The organism is Streptomyces showdoensis, from assembly GCF_039535475.1.
Lineage (GTDB): Bacteria > Actinomycetota > Actinomycetes > Streptomycetales > Streptomycetaceae > Streptomyces > Streptomyces showdoensis.
The window spans coordinates 2,213,237-2,231,615 of the sequence record NZ_BAAAXG010000026.1 but is presented as its reverse complement, the minus strand read 5'-3'; the positions used below and the strand labels follow the sequence as shown (position 1 = coordinate 2,231,615).

Annotated in this window: 16 protein-coding genes; 9 read left to right on the top strand and 7 right to left on the bottom strand. The window is 74.0% G+C overall.

The genetic code is table 11. The annotated features are described in order from the left end of the window. Positions 1–95 precede the first annotated feature (95 nt). Together ABD981_RS23215 and ABD981_RS23210 are read right to left on the bottom strand one after the other, a co-directional pair. A complete protein-coding gene (locus ABD981_RS23215; RefSeq protein WP_046906841.1) occupies positions 96–857 on the bottom strand; it encodes an SDR family NAD(P)-dependent oxidoreductase in 762 nt (253 codons plus the stop codon). Between the two features lie 86 nt (positions 858–943). Beyond that, positions 944–1,864, bottom strand: a complete 921-nt coding sequence (locus tag ABD981_RS23210) for an LLM class F420-dependent oxidoreductase (RefSeq protein WP_046906840.1) — start codon at positions 1,862–1,864, stop codon at positions 944–946. A 221-nt stretch (positions 1,865–2,085) separates the two neighbouring features. Here ABD981_RS23210 and ABD981_RS23205 point away from each other — a divergent pair, with 221 nt between their 5' ends. After that, a complete protein-coding gene (locus ABD981_RS23205; protein ID WP_046906839.1) occupies positions 2,086–2,559 on the top strand; it encodes a DUF2690 domain-containing protein in 474 nt (157 codons plus the stop codon). 20 nt (positions 2,560–2,579) lie between these two features. Next, entirely contained in the window at positions 2,580–3,056 is a 477-nt protein-coding gene (locus tag ABD981_RS23200) for a DUF2690 domain-containing protein (protein WP_046906838.1), read from the top strand. 91 nt (positions 3,057–3,147) lie between these two features. Here the strand turns inward: ABD981_RS23200 and ABD981_RS23195 are convergent, their stop codons facing one another. Next, positions 3,148–4,365, bottom strand: coding sequence for an amidohydrolase family protein (locus ABD981_RS23195; protein WP_046906837.1), 1,218 nt, complete (start codon positions 4,363–4,365; stop codon positions 3,148–3,150). 145 nt (positions 4,366–4,510) lie between these two features. Between ABD981_RS23195 and afsR the strand changes: the two genes are divergently transcribed. Continuing rightward, positions 4,511–7,717 (top strand): SARP-family global regulator AfsR, encoded by a 3,207-nt coding sequence (gene afsR / locus ABD981_RS23190; RefSeq protein WP_046906836.1) that lies wholly within the window; start codon positions 4,511–4,513, stop codon positions 7,715–7,717. A gap of 228 nt (positions 7,718–7,945) precedes the next feature. Beyond that, entirely contained in the window at positions 7,946–8,152 is a 207-nt protein-coding gene (locus ABD981_RS23185) for a hypothetical protein (protein ID WP_046906835.1), read from the top strand. A 414-nt stretch (positions 8,153–8,566) separates the two neighbouring features. Here ABD981_RS23185 and ABD981_RS23180 read toward each other — a convergent pair whose 3' ends face one another. Beyond that, complete coding sequence (locus tag ABD981_RS23180; RefSeq protein ID WP_046906834.1) at positions 8,567–10,111, bottom strand: FadD3 family acyl-CoA ligase; 1,545 nt, start codon at positions 10,109–10,111, stop codon at positions 8,567–8,569. 86 nt (positions 10,112–10,197) lie between these two features. On the opposite strand from ABD981_RS23180, the gene ABD981_RS23175 reads away from it, so the two are divergent. From ABD981_RS23175 to ABD981_RS23165, 3 genes are read left to right on the top strand one after another with little or no spacing between them, the layout of a single operon-like run. Beyond that, entirely contained in the window at positions 10,198–11,340 is a 1,143-nt protein-coding gene (locus ABD981_RS23175; RefSeq protein ID WP_046906971.1) for a lipid-transfer protein, read from the top strand. 4 nt (positions 11,341–11,344) lie between these two features. Beyond that, positions 11,345–11,782 (top strand): Zn-ribbon domain-containing OB-fold protein, encoded by a 438-nt coding sequence (locus ABD981_RS23170; RefSeq protein ID WP_046906833.1) that lies wholly within the window; start codon positions 11,345–11,347, stop codon positions 11,780–11,782. Next, the gene (locus tag ABD981_RS23165; RefSeq protein ID WP_046906832.1) at positions 11,779–12,564 is read left to right on the top strand and encodes an enoyl-CoA hydratase/isomerase family protein; all 786 of its coding nucleotides are present in this window, start codon (positions 11,779–11,781) and stop codon (positions 12,562–12,564) included. Before ABD981_RS23170 ends, ABD981_RS23165 begins: the two co-directional genes overlap by 4 nt. On the opposite strand, the gene ABD981_RS23160 is transcribed toward ABD981_RS23165, so the two are convergent. Continuing rightward, positions 12,530–13,171 carry a hypothetical protein gene (locus tag ABD981_RS23160; protein WP_046906831.1) on the bottom strand — a complete coding sequence of 214 codons (642 nt, stop codon included), beginning with the start codon at positions 13,169–13,171 and terminating at the stop codon, positions 12,530–12,532. The two genes, ABD981_RS23165 and ABD981_RS23160, sit on opposite strands and share 35 nt — an antisense overlap. 121 nt (positions 13,172–13,292) lie before the next feature. Here ABD981_RS23160 and ABD981_RS23155 point away from each other — a divergent pair, with 121 nt between their 5' ends. Then, positions 13,293–13,928, top strand: a complete 636-nt coding sequence (locus tag ABD981_RS23155) for a hypothetical protein (RefSeq protein ID WP_123954334.1) — start codon at positions 13,293–13,295, stop codon at positions 13,926–13,928. A gap of 28 nt (positions 13,929–13,956) precedes the next feature. Here ABD981_RS23155 and afsK read toward each other — a convergent pair whose 3' ends face one another. Then, positions 13,957–16,407: a protein serine/threonine kinase AfsK gene (gene afsK / locus ABD981_RS23150; protein WP_345530375.1), complete on the bottom strand. Its 2,451-nt coding sequence runs from the start codon at positions 16,405–16,407 to the stop codon at positions 13,957–13,959. 156 nt (positions 16,408–16,563) lie between these two features. After that, positions 16,564–17,343, bottom strand: a complete 780-nt coding sequence (locus ABD981_RS23145; protein ID WP_046909945.1) for a VOC family protein — start codon at positions 17,341–17,343, stop codon at positions 16,564–16,566. A 309-nt stretch (positions 17,344–17,652) separates the two neighbouring features. Between ABD981_RS23145 and ABD981_RS23140 the strand changes: the two genes are divergently transcribed. Then, a complete protein-coding gene (locus ABD981_RS23140; protein WP_046909946.1) occupies positions 17,653–18,300 on the top strand; it encodes a TetR family transcriptional regulator in 648 nt (215 codons plus the stop codon). The last annotated feature ends 79 nt before the right edge of the window (positions 18,301–18,379 follow it).

The window sequence follows — 18,379 nt, the reverse complement described above, 5'->3', positions numbered from 1 at the left end:
TGTCGCACCGTGCGACGGGTGCGTCAATACCTGATGGAGCGTCAGAAACGCGGTTCCGTCGGCCGGCCGCCGACCGACCGCCGACCGTCCGCGGATCAGAAGAGGCTGACGCCGGCCAGCCAGCCGCCGTCGATGACGAAGGGCTGGCCCGTGATGTACGCGGAGTCCTCGCCGGTCAGGAAGAGCGCGAGGGCCGCCACCTCCTCCGGGCGCCCGATCCGCCCCAGCGGCACCAGCTTCCGGTACAGCTCGGCGGTGGCCGCCGGGTCCACGCCCTCCGGGTTGCTCATGGCGGTGTCGACGGCCCCCGGGCAGACCGCGTTCACCCGGATCCCCCGGGCCGCCAGCTCCAGCGCGGCCACCCGGGTCAGCCCCAGCACCGCGTGCTTGCTCGCCGCGTAGGCGCCGACCCCGGCCATGCCCGTCACCCCCGTGTACGAGGCGGTGTTGACGATCGTGCCGCCGCCGGCCGCCGCGATCTCGGGCGCCACGGCCTTCATCCCCAGGAAGCAGCCCACCTGGTTGACCCGCACGATGGCCTCGAACTCGTCCAACGGCGTCGACACCAGCTCGTTGAAGCGCAGGATGCCCGCGTTGTTCACCAGGCCGTCGATCCGTCCGAAGCGGTCCTTCGCGGCGTCCACCGCGGCCGCCCACTCCGCCTCGCCGGTGACGTCCAGGTGCACGTAGAGCGCCCGGTCCTCCCCCAGCTCCTTGGCGAGCGCCTCGCCGGGGCCGTCCAGGACGTCGCCCAGGACCACCCGGGCCCCCTCCGCGGCGAAGAGCCGCGCCTCCTGTTCGCCCTGCCCGCGCGCCGCGCCCGTGATGACGACGACCCGCCCGTCCAGCTTGCCCATGCGCTGTCTCCTTCCCGGTGGTGCCCGTGAGGCCCTGCCCTCGGATCAGGCCGGACCGGCCCGCGGCGCGATCCGAAGGACACGGCCTAGGTGAGGTGCGGAGCGACCTCGGCGGCGAAGGCCGCCATCTGGTCGACGAGTTCGGCCCGGCTCCGGCAGCGGAACCGCACCTGGATCTGGTCCACGCCCATCTCCCCGTAGGCGCGCAGCGACTCGGCGAGCGCCTGCGGCTTGCCGGTCAGGGTGCGCCGGCCGGTCTCCCAGCCGGGCTGCCCCACGTACAGCGGCTCGGCGATCGCCCCGACGGTGAACGGCGCCTCGATCCCGGCCTCCGCGCGCAGCCGCCGCAGCCGCGCGATCTGCTCGGCGAGCCGGTCGCGCGGGTCGCCCTGCGGCAGCCAGCCGTCCCCCTTGAGCGCCGCCCTGCGCACGGCCGCGGGCGAGGAGCCGCCGATCCAGACCGGGACGCGCTCCTGGGCGGGCCGGGGCCGCTGCCCGAGGTCCCGGAAGGAGAAGCGCTCCCCGTCGTGCTCCGGGAACTCCTCCTGCCCCAGCGCCGCGTGCAGCGCGTCGACGGTCTCGTCGAGCACCCCGCCGCGCCCGGCGAAGTCCACCCCGAGCGTCTCGAACTCCTCCGGGAGGTGCCCGGCCCCGACCCCGAGGACGAGCCGTCCGCCGGAGAGGTGGTCGAGGGTCGCGTACGCCTTGGCCGAGACCAGCGGGTGGCGCAGCCCGACGAGGGCGACGTGGGAGAGCAGCCGGACCCGCTCGGTGGCGGCCGCCAGGAACGAGAGGGTGGCCACCGGGTCGTACCAGATCGTGCTCATCGCCGCGGCCATCCGGCGCGGGACGGCGACGTGCTCGCAGCTCGCGATGTAGTCGAAGCCGTGCTCGTCGGCGGCGCGGGCGACCGCGAGGAGGTCGGCGGGGCCCGCGGCGGCCTCCCAGGGCTCGGCGTAGATCGTGCTCTGGGACTGGACGGGCAGCTGCATGCCGTAGACCACCATGGGGACTCCCTTATCTGACGTTCCGTCAGTTACGGCGACGGCCCCCATGCTGGCTCCTGACGTGCCGTCAGGCAAGGGGTGTGCCGGGTCCGGGTCGGGCCGGGGCGCGGGAGTGCGTTTTTGTCCAAGACCGGGGGCGGGGGCGGGCCGCATGGTGGGTACGGCAGCCCCCCTGCCCCTGTCGTGGCCGCTCCAGGCCCCCGTCGAACGGACCCCACTCCATGCGCAACCTGCTGCGCCGCACCGCCCAGGCCGGCACCGCCCTGCTCCTCGCCGCGGGCGCCCTCACCCTCACCGGCGGTTCCGCCCAGGCCGCCACCTACGACGGCGCCGACCCGGGCTCCGCCGGCTGCGGCGGCACCACCAGCACGGTCCAGTCCGCCGCGATGACCGACCAGCACGGCAACCGCCTGGGCACCCTGGAGCTCCGCTACAACTCGGGCTGTCGCACCGCCTGGGCCCGGATCACCATGAACTACACCCAGAGCGCCTGCGGCAACGCCTCGGCCGGCGTCGCCTGCCCCAAGGCGTGGGTCATCCGCAACTCCGACGGCCGCCAGTACACCTGCACCGTGACCGAGGGCCGCAGCTCCTGCTACACGCCGATGGTCAACGACGCCGGCGTCAGCTCCTACGCCCAGAGCTACACGGACACCGCGGGCGGCACCAAGTACACCCGCACCGGCAGCTACTGAGAGCGGAACGGACCCCCATCATGCGCAACCTGCTCCGCCGCACCGCCCAGGCCGGCACCGCCCTGCTGCTCGCCGCGGGAGCCCTCTCGCTGACCGGCGGTTCCGCCCAGGCCGCCACCTACGACGGCAACGACCCGGCCTCCACCAGCTGCGGCGGCACCACCAGCACCGTGCGGTCGGCGGCCATGTACGACCCGACCTTCGGCACCCACCTCGGCACCATCGAGCTGCGCTACAACTCCGGCTGCCGCACCGCCTGGGCGCGGGTCTCCCTCGACTACGCGCAGTTCAACTGCGGCAACGCCTCCGCGGGCAAGGCCTGCGCCCAGGCGAAGGTGGTCCGCAACTCCGACGGGCGCAGCTACTCCTGCACCGTCGCGGTGGGCAGCAGCTCCTGCTACACCCGCATGGTCAACGACGCCGGCGTCTCCTCCTACGCGGAGGGCTTCGCCGATGTCGCGGGCGGCATCACGTACGTGCGCACCGGCTCCTACTGAGCCGCCCCACCCCCAGCCCCCGCCCGGTCCGCCTCCCTCGGCGGGCCGGGCGGGCCCTTTCCGGCGCGGGGCCCGCTAGGCGCGGGGCCCGCTAGGGGCGCCAGAGGCCGTCCTCGGTGAGGCCCAGCAGGTCGATCGCGTTGCCGCGCACGATCCGCTCGACCACGTCCGGCGCCAGGTGGCCCATCTGCGCCTCGCCCACCTCGCGGGACTTGGGCCAGGTGGAGTCCGAGTGCGGGTAGTCGGTCTCGTAGAGGACGTTGCCCACCCCGATGGCGTCGAGGTTGCGCAGCCCGAAGGCGTCGTCGAAGAAGCAGCCGAAGACGTGCTCCGCGAAGAGCTCCGACGGCGGGCGCAGCACCTTGTCGGCGACCCCGCCCCAGCCCCGGTTCTCCTCCCACACGACGTTCGCGCGCTCCAGGATGTACGGGATCCACCCGATCTGCCCCTCGGCGTACATGATCCGCAGGTTGGGGAAGCGCTCGAACTTGCCGCTCATCAGCCAGTCGACCATCGAGAAGCAGCAGTTGGCGAAGGTGATGGTGGAGCCGACGGCCGGCGGGGCGTCGGCGGAGGTGGACGGCATCCGGCTGGAGGAGCCGATGTGCATGGCGATCACGGTGCCGGTCTCGTCGCAGGCCCGCAGGAAGGGGTCCCAGTGGTCGGTGTGGACCGAGGGCAGCCCGAGGTGCGGGGGTATCTCGGAGAACGCGACCGCGCGCACGCCCCTGGCCGCGTTGCGGCGGACCTCGGCGGCGGCGAGCTCCGGGTCCCAGAGCGGGATCAGGGTCAGCGGGATGAGCCGGCCCCGCGCCTCGGGGCCGCACCACTCCTCGACCATCCAGTCGTTGTAGGCGCGCACGCCGAGGAGACCGAGTTCACGATCGGCGGCTTCTGTGAAGGTCTGACCACAGAACCGGGGGAACGTGGGGAAGCAGAGGGCCGACTGGACGTGGTTCACGTCCATGTCGGCGAGCCGCTCGGGCACCGAGTACGAGCCCGGCCGCATCTGCTCGTAGGTGATGACCTCCAGCCGGATCTCGTCGCGGTCGTAGCCGACGGCGGTGTCGAGGCGGGTCAGCGGACGGTGCAGGTCCTCGTAGACCCACCAGTCGCCTATGGGACCTTCGTCCCCTTTGGCGCCCATGACGGGGGCGAACTTTCCGCCCAGAAAGGTCATTTCCTTCAACGGGGCGCGGACGATCCGGGGGCCGGTGTCGCGATAGCGGGACGGGAGCCGGTCCTGCCAGACGTGCGGGGGCTCCACGGTGTGGTCGTCCACCGAGATGATCTTGGGGAAGCTCTCCATGCCGTTCACGGTAGCGCCGATCTGACGGTTCGTCAGCTCATGCGCTCCCACCCGATGCCGGATCCGTCGACCCGATGCTGACGCGCGCCCTCCGGACAAGGCAGACTGTCTTGGGCGAAACCAGCGGTACGGGCAGGGGGAGCTAATGGACCGTGTGAGCGGGCCGCGGGTTCCGGAGCAACGGCCTCCGGCAACGGGTTCCGTCGGAACCGGCAGCGGGCCGGCCGAGGAACCGCGCTCCCGCGTGCCCGGAAACGGAGCGGCGCGCGACGGCGGCGTGGGCGCGGGCGCGGATGCCGTCACGGGGGCGGGCGCGGACACCTCCGAAGGCACCGGCACCAGCACCGGTACCGGCCTCGGAGCGGTCGGCCCGGAGGGCAGTCGCACTGGCCCCGGCACCGGCGAAGGCGTCCCCGGGGGCGCCGGCACCACCGCCGGCGACGGCCCGGCCGACGCCCTCCGCTTCGGCGTCCTCGGTCCCGTACGGGCCTCGCGGGGCGACCAGGTGCTGCCCACCGGCTCGCCGCAGCAGCGGGCCCTGCTCGCCGCGCTGCTCCTGCGCGACGGGCGGACCGCCACCGCCGGCGAGCTGATCGACGCCATCTGGGGCGAGGAACCGCCCTCGCAGGCGCTCGCCGCCGTCCGCACGTACGCCTCCCGGCTGCGCAAGATCCTGAACCCCGGCGTCCTCGTCAGCGAGTCCGGCGGCTACGCCCTGCGCACCACCGCGCCCGGCCTCACCCTCGACCTCACCGAGGCCCACGAGCTCGCCGCCGAGGCCGACAAGCTGCGCGCCGCCGGGCAGCGCTGCGCCGCCCGCGACCGGCTCAACGAGGCCCTCGGGCGCTGGGAGGGCGAGACCCTCGCCTCCGTGCCCGGGCCGTACGCCGACACCCAGCGCACCCGCCTGGAGGAATGGCGGCTCCAGCTCCTGGAGACCCGGCTCGACCTGGACCTGGAGGTCGGCGCCCACGCGGAGGCCGTCTCCGAGCTGACCGCGCTCACCGCCGCGCACCCGCTGCGCGAGCGCCTGCGCGAACTCCTCATGCTCGCGCTCTACCGCTCCGGGCGGCAGGCCGAGGCCCTCGCGGTCTACGCCGACACCCGGCGCCTCCTCGCCGACGAGCTCGGCGTCGACCCCAACCCCGAGCTCTCCCGGCTCCAGCAGCGCATCCTCCAGGCCGACGCCGAACTCGCCCGGCCCGTCGACGAGCAGCCCCCGGCCGCTGCCCCCGTCGCCCGCCCCGCCCAGCTGCCCGCCACCGTGCCCGACTTCACCGGCCGCGCCTCCTTCGTACGGGAGCTGGGCGGCCGGCTCGCCACCGCCGAGGGGCACGTCATGGCCGTCTCGGCGCTGGCCGGCATCGGCGGCGTCGGCAAGACCACCCTCGCCGTGCACGTGGCCCACGAGGCCCGCCCGCACTTCCCCGACGGACAGCTGTACGTGGACCTCCAGGGCGCCGGCTCCCGGGCCGCGGCGCCGGAGACCGTCCTCGGGGCCTTCCTGCGGGCCCTCGGCACCCCCGACTCCGCCATCCCCGACTCCCTCGACGAGCGGGCCGCGCTCTACCGCTCCACGCTCGACGGGCGCCGGGTCCTGGTGCTGCTCGACAACGCCCGGGACGCCGCCCAGATCCGGCCCCTGCTGCCCGGCACGGCCGGCTGCGCCGCGCTCGTCACCAGCCGCATCCGGATGGTCGACCTGGCCGGCGCGCACCTGGTCGACCTGGACGTGATGTCCCCCGAGGAGGCGCTCCAGCTCTTCACCCGGATCGTCGGCACCGAGCGGGTCCAGTCCGAGCGCGAGGCCGCCCTCGACGTCGTCGCCGCCTGCGGCTTCCTGCCGCTGGCCATCCGCATCGCCGCGTCCCGGCTGGCCGCCCGCCGCACCTGGACGGTCTCCGTGCTCGCCGCCAAGCTGGCCGACGAGCGGCGCCGACTGGACGAGCTCCAGGCCGGCGACCTGGCCGTCAAGGCCACCTTCGAGCTGGGCTACGGGCAGCTGGAGCCCGCCCAGGCCCGCGCCTTCCGGCTGCTCGGCCTCGCCGACGGGCCCGACATCTCGCTGGCCGCGGCCGCCGCCGTGCTGGACCTGCCGGAGTGGGAGACCGAGGACCTCCTGGAGGCCCTCGTCGACACCTCCCTCGTCGAGTCCGCCGCGCCGGGCCGCTACCGCTACCACGACCTCGTCCGCCTCTACGCGCGTGCCTGCGCCGAGCGCGACGAACAGCCGCCGGCCGAGCGGGAGCTGGCGCTCTCCCGGCTCCTGGACTTCTACCTGTCCACGGCCTCCCGGGTGTACGCCATCGAGCGCCCCGGCGACCGCCTCGTCGACCACCTGGAGCCGACCGCCTACCAGGGCCTCGTCTTCACCGACCGGCACGCCGCCCAGGACTGGCTCTACGCCGAGGCCAACTGCCTGCTGGCCTGCGTCCGCCAGTCGGCCACGACGGCGGGGACGCTGCGGCGGGCGGTGGACCTGCTGTGGGCGGCGCTGGACCTGGGCGAGTCCGGCACCAACGCGAAGGAGTTCGAGGCGATCGCCTCGGTCGTCCGCGAGGCGGCGCACGCCTTCGGGGACGTCCGCGCCGAGGGCCGGGCCCTGATGGCGCTGGCCGGCGTCCACCACACCGCGGGGCGGTTCGAGGAGGCCGACCGCGACGCGATGCTGTCGCTGCCCTGCGCCGAGGCGGCCGGGGACCCGCTGCCCGGCTGCTGGTCCGCGAACGCGCGGGGCATCATCGCCCTGTACCAGAACCGGTTCGAGGAGGGCGAGGTCCATCTCGCCCACGCCATCGAGCGGTTCCGGGGCATCGGCGACCGGCCCGGCGAGGCCAGCGCCCTGTGCAACCTGTCCCGGATCCACCTCGCCATGGGCCGCACCGCGCAGGCGATCGCGCTCGCCGAGGAGGGCACGGCGATCTACGACTCGATCGGGCACTCGCTGCGCGGCGCCAACGGGCGCTACGCGCTGGGCCTCGCGCTCACCGAGGCCCGGCAGCTCGGCCCGGCCGTAGAGCGGCTGCGGGAGGCGCTGGAGGTCTTCCGGGACAGCCGCCAGCGGCTGTGGGAGGGCATGACCCTGTTCCGGCTGGCGGAGGTGGACATCGCCGCGCGGCGGCACGCCCAGGCGGCGTCCAACGCCGAGATGGCGCTCACGGTCCTGCGGGGCATCGGCGGCGAATGGCGCCGGGCCAACGTGCTGACCGTGCTCGGGCGGGCCCTCGGCGGCATCGGCCAGTCGGGGCGCGCCCAGGTCTGCTGGCGGGAGGCGCTCGACGTCTTCGAGGGACTCGGCTCCCCCGAGGCGGCCGAGGTCCGCGAGCTGCTCGACGTCACCAGCGCGGCGTAGGTCCGCCCCCAGCACCCCCGGCCTGCGCGTTCATCGTTCGTTTATCGCCGGACGGCACGCTTCTCCTGTCGATCCGTCGCGTCGGGGGGCAGACGGGTCAGCGACAAGGTCGTCACCTCTGGCAATTAGGGTGAGCGGCCACGAAGGATCCGTCCGGCTGGTTCACGGGGGAGCGGCCGGACGGATCCAGCGCCGAATCCCCACCCTTCAGACGCAGGAGCTGACGAGATGAGCAACCCGATCGAGCAGAACCCGGTCGTCAAGCCTCAGGACATGCACGCCACGGGCGGCACCGAGAGCGAGATCACCACCAAGGACATGCACGCCACGTCCGAGCCGGCGATCGATGCCATCACCGCGAAGGTCACGGGCAAGGGCGACATCACGACGATGGACATGCACGCCACGTCGGAGCCGGCCAAGCCGACCATCTGAGCCACACGCCACGGGGACGGTTCCGGCGGCGCCATCGGGGGAGTCGCCGGGGCCGTGGTCGTCCGCAGAGCAACGCCGCACCGGTTCGGGGGACGCCCCCGGGTCGGGGGGATCCGAGGGGCACGGCCCGGTGCGGCAGGGGGGCGGGCGATCGTAGGGCGGAGGGGCCGGACCTCGGGTCCGGTCCCTCCGTCGCACGTCACACGGGGGGTGTGACGATCGCGGACCTGACGAAGTACGCGACCGCACCTCGCACTCGCGTTCGACGTTCGCGATGATCGATCACGTTCGGAAGGGCAGGCGGTGGGGACCGCCCGCCCGACCAGGACGAGGCACGCCACGCGCGCGCAGGGGGGAGGGCCTGGACCGGCACAACCGGTCCAGGCCCTTTGGCGTACGGGCCGCCCGTCGCGCTCAGCCGCCCGACCGCGACCTGAGCTCGCCCTTCACCACCTTGCCGCTCGCGTTCCGCGGCAGCTCCGGCACGAACTCGACCTCGCGGGGCACCTTGTAGTTGGCCATCTCCCGGCGGGACCAGGCGATCAGGTCGTCCGCCGTCAGCGTCGAGCCGGGGCGGCGGACCGCGAAAGCCTTGCCGACCTCGCCGAGGCGGGGGTCGGGGACGCCGACGACGGCGACGTCGGCGACGTCGGGGTGGAGGCCGAGGAGCTGCTCGATCTCCGCCGGGTAGGCGTTGAAGCCGCCGACGATGAACATGTCCTTGATCCGGTCGGTGATCCGGAGGTTGCCCGACTCGTCCAGGACGCCCACGTCGCCGGTGTGCAGCCAGCCCTCCGGGTCGATCGCGGCCGCCGTCGCCTCCGGGTCCTCGAAGTAGCCGGACATCACGTGGAAGCCGCGGACCAGGACCTCTCCCGTCTCGGACAGGCGCAGCTCCGTGCCGGGGACGGCGCGGCCGGAGGTGCGCGCGATCACCTCGGCCGGGTCGCCCCGGCGGCACATCGAGACGATGCCGCTCGCCTCGGAGAGGCCGTACGCGGTGAGGACCGTGCCGACGCCCAGGTCGGCGCGGAGCCGCTCCACGAGGCGGAGCGGGACGACCGCCGCGCCGGTGACGACCAGCCGCAGCGAGCTCAGGTCGTGGGAGCCGCGGGCGGGGTGGTCGAGGAGGGACTGGTGGAGGGTGGGCGGGCCGGGCAGGACGGTGATCCGCTCGGCGGCGATGTTGGCGAGGACGGTGTCCACGTTGAAGACGGGCTGCGGCACCATCACCGCGCCGCGCTGGAGGCAGGCGATGATGCCGGCCTTGTAGCCGAAGGTGTGGAAGAAGGGGTTCACGATCAGATAGCGGTCGCCCTCGCGCAGCCCGGCGAGCTCGCTCCACAGGGCGTAGCAGCGCAGGGTCTGACCGTGGGTGATGACGGCCCCCTTGGGGCGGCCGGTGGTGCCGGAGGTGTAGATGATGTCGGAGGGGTCGGACGGGCGGATCGCTGCGGCCCGGTTCCACACCTCGGCGGCCGGGACGTCGTTCCCCTCCGAGAGGAAGGACTTCCATGTGGTGTAGCCGGGGTCGTCGGGCGCCGTGTCGCCGAAGACCACCACCCGCTCCAGGTCGGGCAGTTCCACGCCCGCGCGGCGCAGCGAGGCCACGTACGAGGTGCCGAGGAAGGTGCCGGTGACGAAGAGCAGCCGGGCCCGGGAGCGGACCAGCACGTCGGCGGCCTCGGCGCCCTTGAAGCGGGTGTTGAGCGGGACGAGGACGGCGCCCGCGGTGACCGCGCCGAGGGCGGAGACGATCCAGTCGAGGGTGTTGGGCGCCCAGATCCCGACCCGGTCCCCGGCCCGCACCCCGGCGGCCAGACAGGCGGCCGCCGCGCGTTCGACGCGCTCGCCGAGTTCGGCGTACGTGATCCGGGTGCGGCCGTCGACGACCGCCTCGCGCTCCGCGTACCGCCCGGCGGCCCGGCGCACCAACTCCGGTATCGAGCCCCACTCCATCGCCCACTCCTCCCGTAGCTGACTATCCGTCAGATTAGCTGTAGCCTGACGCGCTGTCAGCAGTGCTGCCGGGCCGGGAGGACCACGTGCTCAAGGACGCAACAGCCATCGTCGGGATAGGCCAGACCCCCTTCGCCAAACAGCTCCCGGAGTCGGAGAAGACCCTCGCCTGCCGGGCGATCCTCGCCGCCCTCGACGACGCCGGCATCGCCCCCTCCGAGGTCGACGCCTTCGCCTCGTACACCATGGAGGAGACCGACGAAGTCGAGGTCGCCAAGGCGATCGGCGCCGGGGACGTCACCTTCTTCTCCAAGGTGGGCTACGGGGGCGGCGGTTCCTGCGCCACCGTCGGGCACCTCGCCGCCGCCGTCGCCTCCGGACAGGCCACCGTCGGCGTCGCCTGGCGCTCCCGCAAGCGCGGCAGCGGGCCGCGCCCCTGGAAGAACACCGCCGTCCAGCTACCCACCCCCGGCCAGTGGACCCGCCCCTTCGGACTGCTCCGGCCCGCCGACGAGATCGGCATGCTCGCCCGCCGCTACATGCACGAGTACGGCGCCACCCGCGACCACCTCTTCAACGTGGCCCTGGCCTGCCGCAACCGGGCCAACCAGAACCCCGCCGCGATGATGTACGAGCGCCCGCTGACCCGCGAGATGTACATGACCTCCCGCTGGATCAGCGAACCCCTCTGCCTCTTCGACAACTGCCTGGAGACCGACGGGGCGCTGGCCTGCGTGATCGTCTCCGCCGAACGCGCCCGCGACTGCCGGCAGAAGCCCGTCTACGTGCACTCCGTCGCCCAGGGACTGCCCGCCCAGCACCACGGCATGGTCAACTACTGGAACGACGACCCGCTCTCCGGGCCCGCCTGGACCGCCGCCCGACACCTCTGGAAGCAGGCCGACTTCGGCCCCGAGGACATCGACGTCGCCCAGATCTACGACGCCTTCACCCCGCTGATCCCGCTCTCCCTGGAGGGCTACGGCTTCTGCGGCCGCGGCGAGGGCGCCGCCTTCACCGAAGGGGGCGCCCTGGAGATCGGCGGACGGCTGCCGCTCAACACCGGCGGCGGCGGGCTCTCCGAGGCCTACGTCCACGGCTTCAACCTCATCAACGAGGGCGTCAAGCAGCTCCGCGGCGTCTCCACCGCCCAGGTCCCCGACGCCGCCACCTGCCTGGTCACCGCCGGCGAAGGCGTCCCCACGTCCGCGATCCTGCTGAGGAGCTGACCCCATGGCCCTGCTCACCCCCGTCACCGACGAGGACGGCGCCCCCTTCTGGGAGTACACCGCCCGCGGCGAACTCCGCATCCAGGCCTGCGCGGCCCCCGACTGCGGCGAACTCCGCTTCCCGCCCCGCCCCTGCTGCCCGCACTGCCAGTCCTTCGACAGCGAGTGGCGGCTCATGTCCGGCCGCGGGCGGATCTGGTCCTACGTCCTCCCCCACCCGCCACTGCTCCCCGACTACGCCGAACTGGCCCCGTACAACGCGGTCCTCGTCGAACTCGCCGACGCCCCCCGCATCCGCCTCGCCGGCAACGTGGTCGCCGCCCCCGACGCCCCGCTGAACTCGGTCGACCCGGCGCGGCTGCGGATCGGCGCGGCCGTGAAGGTGGCGTTCACGGAGATCGACGGCGTCGCCGTCCCGCGCTGGCTGCTGGAGCGCGGATGAGCGGCTCCGGGATCCGCGTCGAGCGGGACAAGGAGACCGGCGTCGCCGTCGTCACCCTCGACCGGGCCGAGAAGCACAACGCCGTCACCCTGGAGATGGCCCGGACGCTCGCCGAGACCTGGCGCGGCTTCCGCTACGAGGACGAGGTCCGCGCGATCGTCGTCACCGGCGCCGGCGGCCGCGCCTTCTGCACCGGCATCGACCGCACGGCCGCCGCCGGCGTGCCGCAGCCCTCCTCCCCGTACACGATCGACGACCCGCTGATCGCGATCGGCCCCAAGGCCAACGACCTGTGGAAGCCGGTGATCGCGGCCGTGGAGGGGATGGCCTGCGGCGGGGCCTTCTACCTGCTCGGCGAGGCCGAGTTCCTGGTGGCCGGCGAGAACGCCGCCTTCTTCGACCCGCACACCGCCTACGGGATGGTCTCCGCCTTCGAGACCATCCACATGGCCCAGCGCATGCCGTACGGGGAAGTCGCCCGGATGGCCCTGATGGGCACCGCCGAACGGGTCTCCGCCCGGCGCGCGTACGAGACCGGACTGGTCTCCGAGCTGACCGCACCCGGCGGGGCGCTGGCGGCGGCGCGGGAGGCCGCCGCCGTCATCGCGGGGTACCCGACCGAGGCCGTGCAGGGGACGGTCCGCGCCCTGTGGTCGGCCAGGGAGGCCACCCGCGCCCAGGCCCTCGCCCACGCGCCGCACCTGGTGACGCTCGGGAACCTGCCGCCGGACCGGCAGGCCGGGCTGTTCACGAGGAGGACGACGGAGTACCGGACGCGGTAGGGGCGGGGGCGGCGGAAGCGGACTGCGGGGTCACCGCGTCCACCACGCAGTGCTTCACCTGGCCGACGCTGCCGGGGGTCCGCATCGCGACGTCGTAGAGCCGGGAGCCGCCGCCCGTCAGGTCGACCAGGACCTCGCCCCGGTCGGCCGGCGAGCCGTCGGCCCGCTCGAACTCCAGGACGATGCGGTACCGCCCCGCCTCCCCGTCGGGCGCGGTGACCCGCACCGTGGCCGTGGTGTCGGCCTTGCGGGCCGGCTTGCCCTTGCGCTTCTTCTGCGCGGGTTCCACGCAGTCGACGACCTCGACCTCGATGCCGGAGCCGGGGCCCGTCGTCGGGGAGGGCGTGTACGTGGAGCCGTTCGCGCCGCCGGAGCCGTTGCCGGTGCCGTCTGTGGTGTCGGTGTAGTCGTAGTCGTCGTTCTTCTTCTTGGAGCTGGAGCAGCCGCCGCCCCCGCCGTCACCGCCACCGCTCCTGCTCTTGCCCGACTTGCTGCCCGACTTGCCGCTGCCGCCGCCGTGGCCGCCGCTGCCGCTCGTCTGGAAACCGGTCAGCGCGAGGACCACCACCGCGAGCGTCGCCGCCAGCCTCAGCCGTGTGCGCACCATTCCCTGCCCCCGTTCGTTCGTCGTGTTCGCGTCACCCTAGCGCCGGCTCCGCGCCACATGGCGGGGCCCCGGCACCCGGCGTAGCGTCGACAGCGAGAGCCGGACCCGAGGAGGCCGATCGATGATCCGCAACATCGTCGGCTCGGTCCTGGCCCTCGCCGGAGCGACGGCCGCCGTCTGGAGCCCCTTCCGTGCCTGGTACGACGGCCGTCACGGTCGCGACTACGCGATCGACGAACTCTTCACCGGCATCACCGACACCCGGTCCTCGGTGATCGGTTCGATCCTGCTGCCCTTCGCCTTCGCCGCGCTGCTGACCGTGCTCGGCGTCGTCCTCCGCTCCCGGCTGCTCGTCGCCCTGGCCGGTCTCGTCGTGCTCGGCTTCACCATCCTGTGGATGGTGCGGGTCGGGCAGGCCGAGGGCAGCCTGACCGTCGGGGCCGACGGGCGCGGACTCGGCGACGGCGTCGCCAACGCCCTGGGCGGCGGGGTGCTGCTGCTCCTCGGCGCGGTGGTCATGTCGGGCCGGTCCGGACGGCACGTGTCCCGGGTCGACCGGGCACCCGCGCCGACCCACCCGACCCTCGACGGCCCGACGCGGCCGGACCAGGCGACCCGGCCGACGCAGACGTACGCGCGGCCGCCCGAGCGCCCGTACGCGTACGGGCCGCCGGACACCGCCCCGCCGCCCGCCTCGGACGTGCCCCGGGACCCGGCGCGCGACGAGACCCCGCCACCGCCGGGACACCGGGGCTAGGCGGTGTCTTTCGGATCAGGCCGGACGCTCACGCGCCCCGGTTGGTCGCCGTGCCCTTCACCGCGTCCAGCGCGTACACGCAGCGGTCCTTGCTGCAGGCGTACACGACGCCGTTCCTGGCCACCGGCGAACCGGTGATCTCGCCGCCCGTCGCCAGCTTCCAGCGCAGCTGGCCGCCCGTCGCGTCCAGCGTGTACAGCACGTGGTCGGCCGAGCCGAAGTGCACCCGGCCGTCCGCGACGACCGGGGTGCCGATCAGCTCGCCGCCCGCCGCGAACCGCCACTTCGGGGTGCCGGTGACCGCGTCGAGCGTGTAGAGCGCGCTGCCGCTGCCCACGTGGACGTTGCCCGCGGCGACCAGGACCGGCTCGGTGGACTGGCGGGGCTCGGTGGCGATCCGCCAGCGGTCCTTGCCGGTGGTCGCGTCGAGCGCGTACACCGTGCCCAGGTGGTCGGCGAGGTAGACCCCGCCGCCGGTGACGGCCGGGCCAGGGGCGAAGGCGGGCGGGGCCAGGAAGACGGCCGGCGCCTCGAAGTGCCAGCGGACGTGCCCGCTCGCGATGTCGACGCAGAGCACCCGGGTGCCGGCCGCGACGTACACGCAGCCGTCCTCCGCGGGGGCCACCCGCACCGGCACCTGCGCGCAGGAGGCGGCGTCGCCGACCGGGTACGACCAGCGCTCCACGCCGGTGCGGGCGTCGAGCGCCTGGAGCCGGGCGTCGCGCCACACGTACACGGTGTCGCCGTGCACGGCGGGCCCGCCCTCGGGCGTCTCGAAGTCGGTCTGGGCGCCGGTGATCTCCCACAGCTTGGCGCCGTTGGAGGCCTCCCAGCCCTGGACGCCGCCGCCGCGGGTGCCGGTGACGACGGTGCCGCGGTCCACCTGGAGGGAGTAGACCCAGGCGTCGGTGTGCAGCCGCCAGCGCTCGCTGCCGTCGAGGGCGTCGAGCGCGTACAGGGTGGGCCCGTCGGAGGCGTGGATCCGGCCCCCGGCGACCGCCATGGACCAGGCCACGTCCCGGGTCTTGAACTGGCGCCGGCCGCTCGCCGTGTCCAGGGCGTGCACCTCGAAGGAGGTCACGTAGAGCAGGTCGCCGTCGACGACCGGGGTGCCCCACACGTCGTTGGACATGCGGAACCGCCAGGGCCGCCAGTGACCGGGCGCCTCGGGTGCCTGCGGGGCCTGGTGGGCCCGCTGGGCCTCGGGGGCCTGGGCGGGGCCGGGCAGCGGGCGGGAGCCGGGCGGCGGGCCGGGCTCGGTGGCGCCGGTGCCGCCGGGCGGGCGGATCCAGCCGGTGGCGGTGCCCGCGGCGGCGCCCAGGCCGACGCCGACGGCGGCCCGGGTGTCGGCGACCCTGGGGCCGGGCCCGATCGGGACGGGCGCGCCGCCGAGCCGCACCGGACCGGCGTCGGGCACCGGGGCGGCGGCGGGACCGGCGTGCCGCCCGCCGCCCGGGCGGTCGCCGTACGCGTCGGCCGGGCGGTCGGCGGGCCGGCCGGCGCGGGGGTCGCCGCCCCATTCGGCGGGCTGCCGGGGCGGGCGCGGCGGCATCGGCGGGTCGGCCGGGGGCTGCGGCGGGTTGGGGCGCCCGCCGCGGCGGGCCTCGATCATGGCGGTGGCGCGCTGCGGCAGCCAGGCCGCCGCCGTGCCGCTGTCGTCGCTGCCGGCGCCGAAGAGGTGCGGGGCGAGCTGGGCCTGGAGATCGGCCGGGGTGGGGCGCTTGCTGACGTCCATCTGCATGCAGGAGTCGATCAGCGGGCGCAGCTCGTCGGGCAGCCCCTCCAGGTCGGGGCCCTCGCGCAGCAGCATGAAGACGGTCTCGACCGGGTTGGCGCCGTGGAAGGGGGCGTGCCCGGTGGCGGCGAAGACCAGCATGGAGCCCAGCGAGAAGACGTCGCTCGCGCCGGTGACGCTGCGCGAGTCGCGGGCCTGCTCGGGGGACATGTAGGCCGGGGTGCCGACCGCGACGTTGGTCATGGTCAGGCGCGTGTTGGACACGCCGGACGCGATGCCGAAGTCGATCACCCGGGGGCCGTCCTCGACGACGAGGACGTTGGAGGGCTTGAGGTCGCGGTGGACCAGCCCGGCGCCGTGGATGGACTGCAGGGCCTCGGCGACGCCGGCCGCGAGCCAGCGGACCGCCTGGGCCGGGAGCGGCCCGCACTCGTTCACTATCTCTTCGAGGGAGGGCGCCGGTACGTACGCGGTGGCGAGCCACGGCACGGCGGCGCGCGGGTCGGCGTCGACGACGGCCGCCGTGTAGAAGCCGGAGACCGCCCGCGCGGCCTCGACCTCGCGGGTGAAGCGGACGCGGAACAGCTGGTCCTCGGCGAGCTCCGTCCGTACGGTCTTGATCGCCACGCGCCGCCCGGACGCCGAGCGCGCGAGATAGACGAGGCCCATGCCGCCCGCACCGAGCCGGCCCAGCACCTCGAAGGGCCCGATCCGTCTCGGGTCGTGCTGCGTCAGCTGCTCCACTTGCCTGCCACCTCCCCGTAGGGCCATGAGGGTACGGCCCCGTGGCCCCTGATTCTTCCTGTCCGGGGCGGTGGTTGCGAACCCGGGGGCGGATCGGGGTGTCCCAGCTCATATCACCGCGCATGCGACCGCTCGTGTCACCGCGCGTGCGGCGGCTCAGTCCGCGGGTTCGGCGAGGACGGCGAAGCGGGCGCCCTGGTTGTCGTGGAGCACCGCGATCCGGCCGTGCGGGGTGTCGAACGGGTCGGTGGCGACCCGCCCGCCGAGGCGGACGGCGGTGGCGCAGGCCGCGTCGCAGTCGTGGACGGCGAAGTAGGGCAGGACGTGGCCGGGCAGCTCGGCGGGGAAGGCGTCGGTCATGAGCGCCCGGCCGCCGAAGGCGGAGTCGTCGCCCGTGCGGGAGCCGGGCGGGGACCAGACGCGGTAGTCGAAGGAGCCGTCGCGGCCCTCGGCGGCGGGGTCGGCCTGGCGGCCGAGCCAGCCGAAGACGGTGGCGTAGAAGGTGTCGACCGACTCGGGCTCCCGCGTGTAGACCTCCATCCAGCAGAAGGCGCCGGGCCGGTTCACGGCCTCGAAGCCGTCGTCGTCGCCGGACTGGCGCAGTCCGAAGACGGCGCCTCCCGGGTCGGCGGCCAGCGCCCGGACGCCGAAGGGGCCGACGGGGTAGGGCTCCATCACCATCTGCCCGCCGGCGGCCTTGATCCGGGCGGCGAGGGCGCCCGCGTCGGTGGTGGCGAGGTAGACGGTCCAGGTGGTGGGCATCCGGCCGTCGCGCTTGGGGAGGAGGCCGGCCACCCGCTTGCCGTCGAGGCGGGCCTCGTCGCGCTCGGGGTCGAAGCTCCAGCCGAAGAGCTCGCCGTAGAAGCGCTTGCCCGCTTCCAGGTCGGGGAGCTGCGCGTCCACCCAGCAGGGGGTGCCCTGTGTGAATACGGCCATGGCCCCACGCTAGGGTCCGTCCCCCTGCCCCGCACCCCTCCAAAAACGAACATATGTTCTTTTATGGGGCCGGGAAGCCTTGTCCCGCAAGGGTTCCCGGGCGGTTGTCCACCGAAGTTGTCCACAGGCTGTTAATAAGCCTATCGGGGAGCGGGAGGGGGGAGGGAGGGCTCGAAAGAGGGCGCGATGCGGGCCGGGGACGGGCCTGGGGCGGGCCCTGGGCGGGCCTGGGCGGGGCCGGAAGTGGGCCGAATACCCATTTGCAGTCGGCCGAATCGCGCGCCGATCACCCCTCGGTAAGCTGACGGCATGACAGGACAAGTACGCACCGTCGACGGCCGCGTGGCCGGACGACGCGGCCAGGCGACGCGGCAGAAGCTGCTCGACTGCCTCGGCGAGATGCTCAGCTCCTCGCCCTACCGGGACGTCAAGGTCATCGACGTGGCCCGGAAGGCGGGTACTTCACCCGCGACGTTCTACCAGTACTTCCCTGACGTCGAGGGCGCCGTCCTCGAGATCGCGGAGGAAATGGCCAAGGAGGGCGCGGGGTTGACCGATCTGGTCTCCGGCCGCTCCTGGGTCGGCAAGGCCGGCTGGCAGACCTCCGAGGAACTGGTCGAGGGATTCCTGGACTTCTGGCGCCGACACGACGCGATCCTGCGGGTGGTGGACCTCGGGGCCGCGGAGGGCGACAAGCGGTTCTACAAGATCCGCATGAAGATCCTGAACTCGGTCACCAACTCCCTGACGGACGCGGTGAAGGAGCTCCAGGCGAAGGGCAAGGTCGACAAGGACGTCAGCCCCGCGGCGATGGCGGGCTCGCTGGTGGCCATGCTGGCGGCGGTCGCCGGCCACCAGAAGGGCTTCCAGACCTGGGGCGTGAAGCAGGCCGAACTCAAGCCGAACCTGGCCCTGTTGGTGCACCTGGGGATCACGGGCAAGAAGCCGACGAAGTAGCCCCCGCGAGCCCCCCGGGCCCTCCTTCACCCGTCCTGTCGCGCCGGCGGCGGTCCGGTACCCGTATCTGTACGCGTAC

Excerpts from the sequence above, each read along its gene's own strand:
- ABD981_RS23215 (WP_046906841.1), bottom strand. The coding sequence starts at position 857 with ATGGGCAAGCTGGACGGGCGGGTCGTCGTCATCACGGGCGCGGCGCGC.
- ABD981_RS23205 (WP_046906839.1), top strand. The coding sequence starts at position 2,086 with ATGCGCAACCTGCTGCGCCGCACCGCCCAGGCCGGCACCGCCCTGCTC.
- ABD981_RS23185 (WP_046906835.1), top strand. The coding sequence starts at position 7,946 with ATGAGCAACCCGATCGAGCAGAACCCGGTCGTCAAGCCTCAGGACATG.
- ABD981_RS23140 (WP_046909946.1), top strand. The coding sequence starts at position 17,653 with ATGACAGGACAAGTACGCACCGTCGACGGCCGCGTGGCCGGACGACGC.
- ABD981_RS23155 (WP_123954334.1), top strand. The coding sequence starts at position 13,293 with ATGATCCGCAACATCGTCGGCTCGGTCCTGGCCCTCGCCGGAGCGACG.
- ABD981_RS23200 (WP_046906838.1), top strand. The coding sequence starts at position 2,580 with ATGCGCAACCTGCTCCGCCGCACCGCCCAGGCCGGCACCGCCCTGCTG.
- ABD981_RS23160 (WP_046906831.1), bottom strand. The coding sequence starts at position 13,171 with ATGGTGCGCACACGGCTGAGGCTGGCGGCGACGCTCGCGGTGGTGGTC.
- ABD981_RS23180 (WP_046906834.1), bottom strand. The coding sequence starts at position 10,111 with ATGGAGTGGGGCTCGATACCGGAGTTGGTGCGCCGGGCCGCCGGGCGG.
- ABD981_RS23145 (WP_046909945.1), bottom strand. The coding sequence starts at position 17,343 with ATGGCCGTATTCACACAGGGCACCCCCTGCTGGGTGGACGCGCAGCTC.
- ABD981_RS23195 (WP_046906837.1), bottom strand. The coding sequence starts at position 4,365 with ATGGAGAGCTTCCCCAAGATCATCTCGGTGGACGACCACACCGTGGAG.
- ABD981_RS23170 (WP_046906833.1), top strand. The coding sequence starts at position 11,345 with ATGGCCCTGCTCACCCCCGTCACCGACGAGGACGGCGCCCCCTTCTGG.
- afsR (WP_046906836.1), top strand. The coding sequence starts at position 4,511 with ATGGACCGTGTGAGCGGGCCGCGGGTTCCGGAGCAACGGCCTCCGGCA.
- ABD981_RS23210 (WP_046906840.1), bottom strand. The coding sequence starts at position 1,864 with ATGGTGGTCTACGGCATGCAGCTGCCCGTCCAGTCCCAGAGCACGATC.
- ABD981_RS23165 (WP_046906832.1), top strand. The coding sequence starts at position 11,779 with ATGAGCGGCTCCGGGATCCGCGTCGAGCGGGACAAGGAGACCGGCGTC.